The organism is Muriicola sp., assembly GCF_049669965.1.
Lineage (GTDB): Bacteria > Bacteroidota > Bacteroidia > Flavobacteriales > Flavobacteriaceae > Muriicola.
This window is the reverse complement of the sequence record NZ_JBATLB010000242.1, coordinates 1-14,231: the sequence shown is the minus strand read 5'-3', so window position 1 is coordinate 14,231 and position 14,231 is coordinate 1. Positions and strand designations below refer to the sequence as shown.

The window sequence follows — 14,231 nt, the reverse complement described above, 5'->3', positions numbered from 1 at the left end:
ATACAAGGAGACCCGGGACCACAAGGACCCGCCGGACTTAACGGAACAGATGGTGCTGATGGTGTTGATGGTGCAGTTGGACCACAGGGACCTATTGGACCTGCAGGAGCTGATGGTATAGACGGAGCTGTTGGACCACAAGGACCTGTCGGACCAGCAGGAGCTGATGGTGTTGACGGTGCAGTTGGACCAGCAGGACCACAAGGACCCGCAGGACCTCAGGGTCCACAAGGAGATCCTGCGACAAATATTACTACCAACCTCGCGCAGAATACAGGTACGGGGATTATAACCTATACAAATGAGGAAGCAACGGCGCAGACGGCAAATGTAGTAGGTGCAGAATCCGATAACAGTATTTCCGTAGGAGCCAATGGGGGAGCCTATTACGAGAGTCCGATAAAAGCTTTTGGTAAAATTGCTTCTTCTGGTGCGATCACCAGGGCAACCACGGGTATAACCGTTACAAAACTGTCAGGAAACGGACATTATAGAGTGAATTTGCCAAGCGGACTCGTCTCTGATGCCAACTACATTATTCAATTATCCCAACCAGGACGGGGCGGCACCGGGAATGACGATCCGGGAATTGCCTATGAAAATCAAACCTCAACAAGCTTTGAGGTAATAATTGGAGACAATGACAACGGAGGAACCGACAGGGCCCGATACAATTCTGAGTTTATGTTCACTGTCTTAGATCTATAATTTAGTCATGAAAGTAGTTTTTTTTACATTACTTACCTTCTTGTTCTGTTCGGGCACCTTCGCTCAAATAGATCCCGGCCTTCTTTTGGGATTGACGAACGCTACCACCACTGAGATGAATGCTATCGCTAGCCCAGTAACAGGCTCTATTCTTTACAATACCACAAATAGTGCTGTATATCAATACAACGGGGCCTCCTGGGTTATGGTTGGTGGAGCTACCAACTCCTGGACCGCCCAGGGAAATACCGGAATCTCTGAACTCACGGACTTCGTAGGAACCACAGACCTTAAAGATCTTGTTCTTAAATCAAATAATACCGAAAAACTGCGCCTGGTCAAAGACAGGAATCAGGTACTTATTAATCAAGCAACTGTCTTCAACAGCCACCCTTTGGTCATCAAAGCTAATGGAGTGGATGTATTGGCATTTGAAGATGCCACAGGTAGTCCTAAATGGCACTGGAACCTACTGGCGAACGGTCTCAATTTTGTAGAATCGAACGTAGCGGACTACCGATTATTTTTAGAGGCAGGTGGGCAGGTAGGGGTAAATACGAACGCCCCCACGGAACAATTGGATGTAAACGGCAGCGCCAGAATACGCAGTCTTGGAAATGCCACAGCATCAGATGATGTACTAAGAACAGATGCCAATGGGGTTTTAAAAAGGTCCAAAATAAACTATGGTGGGCGCTGGACAAATACCGACACCAGTACCGATCTCAACAATAACAATACCGTGGCCCCGATATTTGGCAACCAGGATTACAAAGACGATGGGAATGCTCTGTATGAAGTTAGTGGCAATACCCTGATCGTGAAGGCCACAGGAAGATATGATATCCGGGCAAATTTATCACTGGAGGGTATCAACGTAGGTGGGAGTGCTGAAGCCAGAACCAATGTAAATGCCAGGGTGGCTGTCAATGGAATAGTTGTAGGAGCCATAAGTGCTTCCGGATATATTCGTTGGGCAAGCAACCATGATCATTCCAGTATCCATGTAAACGAAATATTACAACTCAATGCCAACGATGTGATCACCATAGTAACCTTCCGCGAAGCAAATAGCGGAACAGTAAGGTTTAGTGGGTCCAACGAATCGAGTTTTATGATCAATAAATTAAAATAAGGCAGTGAAAAAAAGTTATAGTCTTCTTGTACTTTTTCTCTGTGTTCTTTTTGGGAATGCCCAGGACGCATTGCATAACTATGGAACCATACAGATCCATGGCAATACCAATGTTGGACTTCACCTGAACCTCGTCAATGACGGTACTTTTGATCAAACATCCGGTTTGGTTGGCTTCTACAGTGATGAGAATGCTCTTACCATATCAGGGGCCTATATGCCCGTACTATTTGATGCAGAAATATCCGTTGGAGGAGGGCTTTTATTAGAAACTTCCGTCAACGTCCAAAACAATGTCAACCTTATTACCGGAGACATCATCACGGAAAAATCCTTCTCTGCCGTGTATTCTAACTTTCTCGATTATTCCTTTTACATTGGGGAAAGCAGTGCATCTAAAATTAATGGGTATGGTGCCATGACCAACAAAGAATCTTTTGTATTTCCGGTTGGGAATGAAGACAGACTACGCCCTCTGACCATCGAATCTGTGGCTATCAATGCTATGGCTAAATGCGCCTATTTCTTTGAAGATCCCAATAACTCAAAAACATTAAATATTGATTTCAATACAAATAAAAAGGCAACAGATTTTATCTCGGTAAGTGATAAGGAATTTTGGCGTCTGGAAAGTGATGTTCCTTCTAAAATAACCCTGACATGGGACGAACTAAGTAATACGCGCGCTTTGGCAGAATACTTAAATGAACTTAATGTTGTGGGCTGGAGTAAAGTAGAAAATCAATGGGTCAATCTCGGAAATTCGGCCGTTGAAGGCGGAATGGGCTACGGATCTGTTACGTCAGAGACTATAGTGCCAAATGACTACGAAATATTTACCATAGGCGGGAATGATAGTAGACTGGAAACATACTCCACCATGGATCTGGACAATTACTTTATGACACCCAATGGGGATGGCAGCAACGATATGCTGGAACTTGAAGGGATAGAGAACTCCCCGAATAATAAGTTGGAGATCTTTGATAGGTATGGGGTGCTTGTCTATTCGAAAGCCAATTACCAAAACGATTTTAACGGAAGCTCTAACCGAGAAGCGGTTGTAAGGAAAGGCTCCGGTCTTGCCTCTGGGATCTATTTCTATATATTTACAATGCACGACCTCCGGGAAAAACATCAGGGATATTTGTACATCTCAAACTAAGATTTCCCTTGTTCGAATACTTGCTTACTTTGGTAATATAATTTCTTTAAATGAGTCATACTTGGCATATTAGTTGAAGTTATCTGCCAATAACTCTTGAAATTATTTTAATTTAGAGATCATTAATACTAAGCGCTATAATCCGCTTGTGTAAACTAAAAAGTAATAAATCATATGCCTCTAAGATCATTCGTAGTAAATAGTATATTAACCCTTGTCCTTGTGCTGCTGGCACCAACTGGGATTTGTGCTCAAACCAAGGATTACAACATATCAGAATTGATGGGGAAAGCAGATATTGCTTTGTATGGTAAGGGTATTAACCTCCGGAAAGAAGCACATGATGCCTTTGTTGAAATGAAGAAAGCAGCTTATCAGGATGGAATAGATATTGAGATCGTTTCAAGTTATAGAAGTTTTGATCGGCAGCTGGCCATTTTTGAAAGGAAGTATTTACAGTTCACCGAAGAAGAGGGCATGGAACCGCTGGAGGCAATAGACAAGATCATTGAATATTCGACTATTCCGGGGACCAGCAGGCATCATTGGGGTACAGATATCGATATCACAGATGCCAGTAAAAATAGTGAAGGTGATGTCTTGGTCGCCTCTAAATTTGAAGAGGGCGGGCCGTTCGCAGATCTGAAAGTTTGGATGGATGAACATGCCAGGGAATATGGTTTCTATTTGGTTTATACCAAGGAGCCAAAACGCAGGGGATTTAAATACGAGCCGTGGCATTACAGTTATGCCCCGCTTTCTGTGCCCATGTTGGAGATCTTCCGCAATAAAAATATTCTTCAATTATTGGTGGAAGAAGACTTCCTTGGAAGTGAATTTCTTACCACCGGATTTATTAAAACCTATATAAGGGATAATATATTAGACATAAACCGAGTACTTTTATAGGTGATAAGAAATCATATCATTCAGAAATACTTGTTCCATGAGAAGGGGTAATTGGAAAATTCGAATTTTTATTGGCTTAGCGATCGTTGCATTCGCCTTTGTGCAACGTTGTAGTAATAAGGAAGCGAATCCTTATACGGGCAGAGTACAGAATATCAATATGACCTCTGAACAGGAAATTGCAATCGGGCTACAAAGCACACCCCAGATCGCACAACAATATGGCGGACTGTATCCCGATGAACGCCTACAGGCTTTTGTAGACGCCGTTGGAAACAAACTTGTCCAAAACAGCATTGCCAGAGAAACACCCTACCAATACGATTTTCATTTACTCGCAGATGATAGGACCATCAATGCTTTTGCTTTGCCTGGGGGTCAGATCTTTATTACCTATGCCCTTTTTTCTAAATTGAATGAAGCGCAATTAGCCGGAGTACTCGGACATGAAATTGGGCACGTCATAGGCAGGCATTCTGCAGAACGTATCGCAGAAGGCAACTTCTGGAAAACAATTAGCATGGGGGCTCAGGTAGGGGCCGATGCGGGGAATATAGTAGGAAATATAGGTCAGAATACGCTCTTAAAAAATGGGAGGCAAGATGAATTAGAAAGCGATGATCTGGGTGTATTATTCATGATACGTTCGCACTATCCACCTAATGAAATGATCCGTGTCATGGAGATCCTCAAAGAGGCCGGCGGACCAAACCGGGTACCTGAGTTTCAAAGTACTCATCCAGATCCGGATAACAGAATAGAAAAGATCAAAAAAGCCATTCAGAAATATCAGGGCGGGTAAGACACACAATATTTCGTCCAAAATTAGGTAGCTCTCCTTTTTTTTCTATCTTTGGAATTCTCCCAAATCTAATAGTACCACCAATTTAACCCTTATAGCTTTAAGTACACTAAAACTATATGGGAACACTAACTCAATTTAAGAATTTGTATCTGGAAGCCTTTGATGACTGCAAACCAGAATTTGTGGTTTTCTTATTAAAAGTCTATTCCGTGTTTTGTGTCTTAATGTTAGGGATGGCAGTTTATGCTTTCCTGTACAGGGCATTTACAGGTTTCGATTTTTAAGGACCCTTTTGCGAGAACACTTGGGCTACTAAAAAGACGCCTTACTCCCCGGTTTTGCCGGGGTTTTTATTTATAACCCCCTCCCAGAATGGCTTGTGGGATGAAAAAGCAAGTGGAAATGTGGTAATCCCCGCTAAATCATACTATTTTTGATAGATAAATTGAATCTCATTTATGGAAATGCATAAAAAAGTGATCTTAATGATCCTTGATGGCTGGGGAAAATCTCCTGATCCAAAGGTGTCCGCCATCGATCAGGCTAAAACACCTTTTATTAGCTCCCTTTACAATAAATATCCCAACAGCAATCTTCTTACAGACGGAATGAATGTAGGTCTTCCGGAAGGCCAAATGGGAAATAGTGAAGTTGGGCATATGAACCTGGGGGCAGGGAGGATAGTATACCAGGATCTGGCCAAGATCAATAAAGCGATAAAGGACGATACCCTGAAGAATGAAAAAGTGATCAAGGATGCCTTGCTTTACGCAAAGGAACATGGAAAAAATGTACATTTTCTCGGTTTGGTAAGCAACGGAGGGGTGCATAGCCATATCTCCCATTTAAAAGGGCTAATAGCTGCCGCAGAAGATCATGGACTACCAAATGTTTTTGTACATGCCTTCACGGACGGACGCGATGTAGATCCAAAGAGTGGAAAAGGCTTTTTGGAAGACCTGATGCATTTTTGTAAAAACAAGAAGGCTAGACTAGCCAGTGTGATAGGCCGCTATTATGCGATGGACCGTGATAAGCGATGGGAAAGAGTTCAGATGGCCTATGATTTGCTGGTGCATGGTAAAGGAGAAAAAACCAGTAATATCCTGGCCAGTATTCAAAAGGATTATGACGATGGCCTAACAGACGAATTCCTCAAACCTCTGGTGGTAACTAACGAGGACGGATCTCCACTAACTACCCTAAAAGTGGATGATGTAGTGATCTTTTTTAATTTCAGAACAGATAGAGGCAGGGAATTAACTGAAGTGCTCTCCCAAAAGGATCATCCAGATTTCCATATGAAGAAACTTAATCTCTACTATGTTACCTTGACAAACTATGACGATTCCTTTAAAGGAATCAAAGTGGTCTATGACAAAGAGAATCTGCACGATACGCTGGGGGAAATTCTGGCCAATCAAGGGAAAAAACAAATACGGATCGCTGAAACAGAAAAATATCCTCATGTTACCTTCTTTTTCAATGGTGGCAGGGAAATACCTTTTGAGGGAGAATCCCGTATTATGTGTCCCTCTCCAAAAGTAGCTACCTACGATTTAAAGCCGGAAATGAGTGCCTACGAAATAAGAGATGCGATCATCCCGGAATTAAAGAAAGGGGAAGCTGATTTTGTTTGTCTAAATTTTGCAAATCCGGATATGGTGGGACATACCGGAGTAATGGCAGCTGCCATAAAAGCTGTGGAAACAGTAGACAGCTGTGCCGAGGCTGTTGTAACAGCCGGTTTGGAGAACGGCTATAGTACGCTTATCATTGCAGATCATGGGAATTGTGATACCATGGTAAACCCCGATGGGAGTCCTAATACAGCCCACACCACCAACCCCGTTCCCCTAATTGTAGTAGATAAGGATATAGAGGAGGTTAAAAATGGTGTTTTGGGCGATATTGCCCCAACCATCTTACATATGATGGGATTGAAACAACCGGCGGCGATGACACAAAAATCACTGGTTTGAATTTAGTGAAAGCAGTCAGCTTATGATTATAGTTAAAACAAAGGAGGAAATTGAACTGATGCGCGAAAGCGCCCTTATTGTGTCTAAAACATTGGGAATGCTGGCATCTGAGATCAAACCAGGGGTTACCGGCTTGTATTTGGATCAACTTGCGGAAACATTTATCAGGGATCACGGTGCAGAACCCGGATTCTTGGGGATGTACGATTTTCCCAACACCCTAAATTTAAGTCCAAATGCCCAGGTGGTCCATGGGATACCAAATAATGAACCATTGAGGGATGGTGACATACTTTCTGTTGATTGTGGGTCTCTTAAAAATGGATATTACGGAGATCATGCCTATACCTTTGAGGTGGGGGAAGTAGCCCCTGATACCAAAAAATTATTAAAGATCACCAAAGAATCTCTTTATGTGGGTATAGCACAATTCAAAATTGGCAATCGAGTGGGAGACGTTGGTTTTGCCATACAGCAGTATTGTGAAGCCCATGGCTACGGGATCGTACGTGAACTGGTAGGTCATGGATTGGGGAAAAAGCTTCATGAAGCCCCTGAAATGCCTAATTATGGAAAACGAGGAAGAGGTAAAAAATTCGTGGAAGGAATGGTGGTTGCCATAGAACCTATGGTGAATATGGGAACCAGAAGAATAAAACAATTACGCGACGGATGGACCATCCTTACAGCAGATGGCCAGCCCAGTGCTCATTTTGAGCATGATATTGCCCTGATTAACGGCAAGCCGGAACTCCTTTCAACTTTTCAATATATATATGACGCACTGGGGATAAAATCTGACGAAGAAGACGCCTTCAGAACTTCAAAAGTGCAGCTTTAATTACAAAACAAAGGGGTGAAACAGGTATTTAAGTTTATTTTAAAGTTGTTTCCAAGGCCGCTGTTGATCAAACTAAGCTATATAGCGGCACCCATTTTAGCCCTTAGCCTTAAGGGAAACAGGTATACGGATCCCATTGACGGGAAACAGTTTAGGAAATTCCTTCCTTACGGGTATGAACATCCCCGCGAAAATGTGCTGTCTCCCTCTACCCTATCCTTAGAAAGGCACAGGCTACTTTGGCTGTATCTGCAAAATGAGACAGAATTTTTCAATAAGCCCTATAAAGTTTTGCACTTCGCGCCAGAACAAGCATTTTACAAACGTTTTCGGCAGCTTAAAAACCTTGACTATACCACTACCGATCTTAATTCGCCCCTGGCAGATGTAAAGGCCGATATCTGCAACCTCCCCTTTGAGGCTAATAGCTTTGATGTAATCTTGTGCAATCATGTCCTGGAGCATATCCCGGATGATACTAAGGCTATCGCAGAATTGTATCGTGTAATGAAACCGGGGGGATGGGGTATTTTTCAGATCCCACAGGACCTGGACAGAGAAACCACTTTTGAGGATGATACTATTACGGATAAAAAACAACGAGCCAAAGTTTTTGGACAGTATGATCATGTACGTATCTATGGCCTGGACTATTTTAATACACTCGAAAATGCAGGGTTTACCGTGCAAACTGTTCACTACGCTTCGCAGCTCACAAAAGATCAGGTAGACAAGTACCGGCTGGCCCAAAGAGAGATCATCCCGCTGGTCACCAAAGCCTGATCAGCGCCTCACCTTTTCACTAAATCCGGGTGTCATAAACTCAGCAACATTTCCCTCGTCATCCAGATATATCAGATAAGCCTCTAAATTCTTTTTCCCATTTAATAGAGTCATAGAGGCCTGTAGGTCCATGGCCATAAAAGCTGTGGCATACGCATCTGCCAGAGCACAGTTAGGGGCTATGACACTGGCCGAAAGTACATTAGAATTCCTGGTAAATCCGGTCTTTGGATCTATAGTGTGTACAAATTTCTGCCCTGTAATAGAGTCGATTCGGAATTTTCGATAGTTACCGGAAGAAGCCAGCGCCTCATCCTTAAGGTTTAAACTGATCTTCAATTGTCTGCCAAGGGTAGCCTGGGGATCATCTATCCCTACCACCCATTGCTGAGATTTGATCTTGTTCTCGCCTTTTGCCACGATCTCACCTCCCACTTCCAAAAGATAGTTTTGTACTCCCTTTAGGTCCATATATGCCGCCAGCCTGTCAATGGCGTAGCCTTTGGCAATGGCATTAAAATCGATTTGAATCTCTTGGGCTTCCTTTACGATCTTGTTATCATCCGATAATTTAATTTTATCCAGGCCTACGTATGCCCTTAGCTGTTCTACCTTAGCACTATCCATGGTAATTTCTGCCCCGGGGCCAAATCCCCAGGCATTGACCAATATACCCACCGTAGGATCGAAATAGCCATTGGTCTCTTTATGAACCTCTCTTGAAGTTGCCAATACTTCCCTGAACATGACATCTGCTATTACCGTAGTATCTCCCCTGTTAATTCTTGAAATATCGGAATCAGGGATATAGGTAGACATGGAAGTATTCACCACATAAAAGACAGAATCTATGCCTTGACTGTAGTCTAAAGCATCCTCCGCTAAATAAATAAGACTAAAGGTAGTGCCCAATGCTTCTCCTGTGCTGGTATTCTTAACCCACTGTGCTTGCGGCTCACAGAAGACCATCAACAGGCCCAAGAGGGGAAGAAATAAAAATATTTGTTTAGATCTCAACAAGTCCTTCATATTCTACAAGATATGCTTCATTTAGATATACGGGAAGCTTCCGGTCTTCGGCATTTGAAAGCCTGACTCCCGCAAAGTAGGTCCTGGCCTCGTGCTTTAAAGCGTGATCCTTGATCTTGGTCATAAGAGATGTATCATACTCCCTGGGATCTTCAGGAAAAGGGAAACTGCGAACCACAATAAAATGAAGTTCTTTTTCCTTGAGACATACAAACTGTGGATTTCGTTTTAGCTTACTATTTACACCCATAAACTCAAAACCCGCGGCTTCCAACTCCTTCCCCACTATATTCATGGCCAAATTGTGTAGTTCCTGTTCTGTAAGTGCTTTCATAGATTTTTTGGATCAAAAAAACCGATATGGTTGGATATCGGTTTTATTGGGTACTTTAATTAACAATTATCCTCCGAAATCATCGAATCGAATACTCTCATCGGGAATTCCAAAATCTTCTCCCATTTTTTGAACCGCCTTATTCATTAAGGGCGGACCACAGAAATAGAGTTCAATATCCTCAGGACTTTCGTGTTTACTTAAATAATTATCGATCACACAATTGTGGATAAATCCTACAAATCCGTCACCCGGTGCATCCAGATCTTTCTTTACCTTCCAGTTATCTTCTTCCATGGGTTCTGAGAGGGCCATATAGAATTTAAAATTCGGGAATTCATTCTCCAAACTTTTAAAGTGGTCTATATAAAATAATTCTCTTTTAGACCGACCGCCATACCAATAGGTTACCTTTCTGTTTGTCTTCAAGGTTTTGAATAGATGATACAGATGAGATCTCATTGGTGCCATACCGGCTCCTCCCCCTACATACAGCATTTCAGCATCTGATTCGTTGATAAAGAATTCACCGTAAGGTCCGGAAATAGTAACCTTATCTCCCTTCTTCTGTCCAAAAATATAGGAAGAAGCTACTCCTGGATTCACATCCATCCAACCATTCTTTGATCGATCCCATGGTGGGGTAGCTATCCGCACATTCAACATGATCTCTCTTCCTTCTGCAGGATAGGAAGCCATGGAATAGGCACGTTCTACAACTTCATTATTTTTCATTACCAGGGGCCATAGGTTAAATTTATCCCACTCTGTCTGGAACTTATCAGGCGTCTCATGTTCTTCGGGATGGGCTGTAATATCTATATCAGAAAACTTGATCTCACACGGTGGAATCTCAATTTGAATGTACCCACCTGCTTTGTAATTCATATCCTCCGGGATCTGCACCACAAACTCTTTAATAAAAGAGGCCACGTTGTAATTTCGAACCACGGTTCCTTCCCACTTCTTGATCCCAAAAACCTCTTCGGGAATCGTGATATCCATATCCTGCTTCACTTTTACCTGGCAAGCCAGACGAGCTCCATGGTTTAATTCTTTTTTTGAAAAGTGCGGGGTTTCCGTTGGTAAGGCTTCCCCTCCTCCAGCTAGTACATGGCATTCGCATTGAATACATGTTCCTCCGCCTCCACAGGCAGATGGCAGGAAGATCTTTTGGTTTCCCAGAGTAGACAGTAATGAACTCCCGGAAGCTACCTCTATCTTTTTCTCCCCATTAATAGTGATGGTCACCGGACCAGAGGGAGATAATTTCTCCTTAGTAAAAAGTAACAGGGCTACCAAAAGAAGTAATAACACCATAAATGCTATAACTGTTATGAGAATGGTACCAAATGTACTTGTAGCTAAAATCATGCTTATTCTTTTACGATTGTGTTATAAGAGACCGCATTCTCTTGCTTCTCTTTTTCCAATGTTGTTTTTTCCTCTTCTGTTTTCTGTGCCGTAGTTGGTTCCGGAGCAGGCGCCTCATCCCCGCCTGTTAACATACCCCCAAAACTCATAAATCCAATGGCCATGAGTCCGGTTATGATAAAAGTGATCCCCAGGCCTCTTAAGGGCGGTGGCACATTAGAGTACCGGATCTTCTCCCGTATTGCAGCAATGGCCAAGATTGCAAGGAACCAGCCAATTCCGGAACTTAGTCCGTAATTAAAGGCAAGGCCAAGTGATGGGATCTCTCTAGCTTGCATAAACAGGGAACCTCCTAGTATGGCACAGTTTACTGCGATCAATGGTAGGAAAATACCCAATGAATTATACAAGGATGGCGAAAACTTTTCCACAACAATCTCAACCAATTGCACCATAGTGGCGATGGTTGCGATAAATAGAATAAAGGAAAGGAAACTCAGGTTATAATCGGCATATTCAGGTCCTAACCATGCCAAAGCGCCATCTCTTAGGAGATATTGATCTAACAACCAGTTTAGTGGAACTGTAACTGCCAAAACAAAAATAACAGCAGCTCCCAGTCCTACTGCGGTAGCTACCTTTTTAGATACTGCCAAATAGGAACACATGCCCAGAAAGGTGGCAAATACCATGTTATCTATGAAAATAGACTTAAAAAATAATTCTACATGTTCTAACATATTGTGTGTATAAGTGCTATTCTAATTTTCTTCAATTAAAGCTGTATTTCTGGAACGCTGTACCCAGATCAATAAACCTACAACGATCAGCGCCATGGGAGAGAGTAACATAAAACCGTTATTCTCATAGCCTATGGAATACAATCCTGTTTTTTCAATAGGGTTACCCAATACAGGGAATCCCAGTAAGGTACCAGAACCCAGTAGCTCTCTAAAGAATCCTACGATGATCAGTATAACTCCATATCCAGCCGCGTTTCCTATTCCATCGAGAAAAGAGCGCCATACGCCATTTCCAAGGGCAAAAGCCTCAAATCGGCCCATAATGATACAATTGGTAATAATAAGGCCAACAAATACGGCAAGGGTCTTACTCAGCTCATAGGCAAATGCTTTTAATACCTGGTCTACAATGATCACCAAGGCCGCTACGACCACCAATTGCACAATGATCCTGATCTTGGAAGGTATAATGTTACGCATCAAGGAGATGACCACATTCCCTAACCCAAGTACAAACACTACCGATAGGGCCATTACAATAGAAGCCTTTAACTCTGCCGTGATAGCCAGCGCAGAGCAGATACCAAGCACTTGTATGGTGATTGGATTGTTATCGGCTAAAGGATCTAATATTAGACTTGTGTCTTTTTTTGAAAGTAATGCCATCTTATCCTTTATTTCTTAATGATTCAAAATAACCTTTATAAAGACTTACGGTCTTAGAGATCATTGCAGATACTCCATTCCCTGTTATAGTTGCTCCGGCCAGGGCGTCTACCTCATTGTCGTCCTTGATCTTATTTACCGGATCATTATTTCCTTTGGCAACTTTTATACCCGTATAATTGCTTCCGTTTAAGATGGATTCTCCTGTAAAATCGTCCATGAAGTAGCGCTGCTTGATATTAGCTCCCAACCCAGGTGTTTCTGCCTTATGATCAAAATATACCCCTTTTACTGTCATATTCTCATCCAGTGCCATAAAACCCCAAATAGCATCCCAAAGTCCTTTGCCATACATAGGAACTATATAATAGGTTTCACCATCTTTCTTCCCAATGAATACAGGGAGTTTAGGTGTTTTACCATCCTTCATTACATCCAATTGCTTTTTAAGGTCTATCAGGTAAGCCTGATCATCCTCGGTGATCTTATCACCTTCAATGACCAGCTGTTCAGTAATAAAGCTCGAAAATTCTTGTTCTACTTTGTCTGTAGGTATGAAATTTACGCTTCCCTCATCCAAGTTTTCGTTCACTCCCATGGCGTATAAAATATTCTGTTGCTTTTCGAAACGTTCGTTCTCTTTAATTTTGGCACTGAGAGCAGAAGCCAGATAGGCCAGAATACTTCCTACCACGACCACCATCAAACCGGCAAAAAGAACTGTATAGATATTGCTTTCTTTGTTCATAAATTATATGGTTTCAACTTTAACTGCTGCAGCTTTTGCATCTGTATCTTTTGGTATAATCACCGCATCCTTAAATCGCTTCATTCGTCTGCTTATATTTCCGCGTACCACATAATGATCAATGGTTGGGGCAAAAACATTCATAAGCAAAATGGCAAGGAACACACCTTCCGGATAGGCCGGATTAAAAACACGGATCATCACCGAGATAAATCCAATAAGGAAGCCGTAGATCCATTTCCCTCTGTTGGTCTGTGAGCCTGTAACCGGATCGGTCGCCATGTAGACAATTCCAAATGCCAGTCCCCCTACAATTAAATGTTTCCAGAATGTAAAACTCATTAGACCGTAGAATTTGCTGGTTTCTGTGATCCAGCCTGCATCTACCACTCCGTTGAAAATAAGCCCCATGGCGAGGGCACCTGCTACCGCGCTGACCATAATTCGCCAGCTGGCAATCTTACTGAAAATTAGGAATAGTCCCCCAAGTAAAATAAGGAAGGCAGAGGTCTCCCCTACTGAACCGGGGATAAAACCAAAAAACATATCCGAAACACTATAGGAAAATTCACTTCCTCCATTTTGTGCCAGATACCCCAGAATAGTTTCTCCTGAAATAGCATCTGCTGTTCCTGCTCTCTCAACGGCTTCATGTACCCAGACCTTATCCCCGCTCATCCATGTAGGATAGGCAAAGAACAAGAATGCCCTGATGGTAAGTGCGGGATTTAGTATATTCATCCCTGTACCTCCAAAAACCTCTTTTCCAATCACTACACCGAATACCACGGCCACGGCCAACATCCAGAGAGGAGTATCTATGGGAACGATCAATGGCACAAGCATCCCGGTAACCAAGTACCCTTCTTCTACTTCATGACCTTTGATCACTGCAAAAATAAATTCAACCAATAGTCCAACCCCGTAGGAAACGATCACAAGAGGTAAGACTTTAATAATACCGATCCAAAAATTATCCCAGGTAATGAAGTCGTTCCAAACCGAAAAA

The 14,231-nt window shown here is 42.5% G+C and carries 15 protein-coding genes and 1 pseudogene; 9 read left to right on the top strand and 7 right to left on the bottom strand.

The window, feature by feature from the left end:
- The 9 genes and pseudogenes from WBM49_RS12420 to WBM49_RS12380 all read left to right on the top strand — a co-directional run.
- Positions 1-708, top strand: a pseudogene (locus WBM49_RS12420) (hypothetical protein); the annotation flags it as partial.
- Positions 709-715: 7 nt separating this feature from the next.
- Positions 716-1,843, top strand: coding sequence for a hypothetical protein (locus WBM49_RS12415; RefSeq protein WP_424372370.1), 1,128 nt, complete (start codon positions 716-718; stop codon positions 1,841-1,843).
- Positions 1,844-1,847: 4 nt separating this feature from the next.
- Positions 1,848-3,008: a gliding motility-associated C-terminal domain-containing protein gene (locus WBM49_RS12410; protein WP_424372369.1), complete on the top strand. Its 1,161-nt coding sequence runs from the start codon at positions 1,848-1,850 to the stop codon at positions 3,006-3,008.
- A 174-nt stretch (positions 3,009-3,182) separates the two neighbouring features.
- Positions 3,183-3,917, top strand: coding sequence for a M15 family metallopeptidase (locus tag WBM49_RS12405; RefSeq protein ID WP_424372368.1), 735 nt, complete (start codon positions 3,183-3,185; stop codon positions 3,915-3,917).
- Positions 3,918-3,954: 37 nt separating this feature from the next.
- Positions 3,955-4,719 carry a M48 family metalloprotease gene (locus WBM49_RS12400; protein WP_424372367.1) on the top strand — a complete coding sequence of 255 codons (765 nt, stop codon included), beginning with the start codon at positions 3,955-3,957 and terminating at the stop codon, positions 4,717-4,719.
- 119 nt (positions 4,720-4,838) lie between these two features.
- Positions 4,839-5,006 carry a DUF6747 family protein gene (locus WBM49_RS12395; protein WP_424372366.1) on the top strand — a complete coding sequence of 56 codons (168 nt, stop codon included), beginning with the start codon at positions 4,839-4,841 and terminating at the stop codon, positions 5,004-5,006.
- Between the two features lie 180 nt (positions 5,007-5,186).
- Complete coding sequence (gpmI, locus tag WBM49_RS12390; RefSeq protein ID WP_424372371.1) at positions 5,187-6,704, top strand: 2,3-bisphosphoglycerate-independent phosphoglycerate mutase; 1,518 nt, start codon at positions 5,187-5,189, stop codon at positions 6,702-6,704.
- Between the two features lie 22 nt (positions 6,705-6,726).
- The gene (gene map, locus WBM49_RS12385; protein WP_424372365.1) at positions 6,727-7,545 is read left to right on the top strand and encodes a type I methionyl aminopeptidase; all 819 of its coding nucleotides are present in this window, start codon (positions 6,727-6,729) and stop codon (positions 7,543-7,545) included.
- Positions 7,546-7,560: 15 nt separating this feature from the next.
- Positions 7,561-8,328: a class I SAM-dependent methyltransferase gene (locus WBM49_RS12380; RefSeq protein ID WP_424372364.1), complete on the top strand. Its 768-nt coding sequence runs from the start codon at positions 7,561-7,563 to the stop codon at positions 8,326-8,328.
- Here WBM49_RS12380 and WBM49_RS12375 read toward each other — a convergent pair whose 3' ends face one another.
- The 7 genes from WBM49_RS12375 to WBM49_RS12345 form a co-directional block, all read right to left on the bottom strand.
- Entirely contained in the window at positions 8,329-9,357 is a 1,029-nt protein-coding gene (locus tag WBM49_RS12375) for an FAD:protein FMN transferase (RefSeq protein WP_424372363.1), read from the bottom strand.
- Complete coding sequence (locus tag WBM49_RS12370; RefSeq protein WP_424372362.1) at positions 9,335-9,691, bottom strand: Na(+)-translocating NADH-quinone reductase subunit F; 357 nt, start codon at positions 9,689-9,691, stop codon at positions 9,335-9,337. The genes WBM49_RS12375 and WBM49_RS12370 overlap by 23 nt, the downstream gene beginning before the upstream one ends.
- Positions 9,692-9,757: 66 nt before the next feature.
- Complete coding sequence (nqrF, locus tag WBM49_RS12365) at positions 9,758-11,065, bottom strand: NADH:ubiquinone reductase (Na(+)-transporting) subunit F (RefSeq protein WP_424372361.1); 1,308 nt, start codon at positions 11,063-11,065, stop codon at positions 9,758-9,760.
- A gap of 2 nt (positions 11,066-11,067) precedes the next feature.
- Positions 11,068-11,805: an NADH:ubiquinone reductase (Na(+)-transporting) subunit E gene (gene nqrE / locus WBM49_RS12360; RefSeq protein ID WP_424372360.1), complete on the bottom strand. Its 738-nt coding sequence runs from the start codon at positions 11,803-11,805 to the stop codon at positions 11,068-11,070.
- 21 nt (positions 11,806-11,826) lie between these two features.
- Complete coding sequence (locus WBM49_RS12355) at positions 11,827-12,474, bottom strand: NADH:ubiquinone reductase (Na(+)-transporting) subunit D (RefSeq protein ID WP_424372359.1); 648 nt, start codon at positions 12,472-12,474, stop codon at positions 11,827-11,829.
- 1 nt (position 12,475) lies between these two features.
- Entirely contained in the window at positions 12,476-13,222 is a 747-nt protein-coding gene (locus tag WBM49_RS12350) for a Na(+)-translocating NADH-quinone reductase subunit C (RefSeq protein WP_424372358.1), read from the bottom strand.
- Positions 13,223-13,225: 3 nt separating this feature from the next.
- A partial coding sequence (locus WBM49_RS12345; protein WP_424372357.1) for an NADH:ubiquinone reductase (Na(+)-transporting) subunit B occupies positions 13,226-14,231 on the bottom strand: 1,006 nt, incomplete at its 5' end.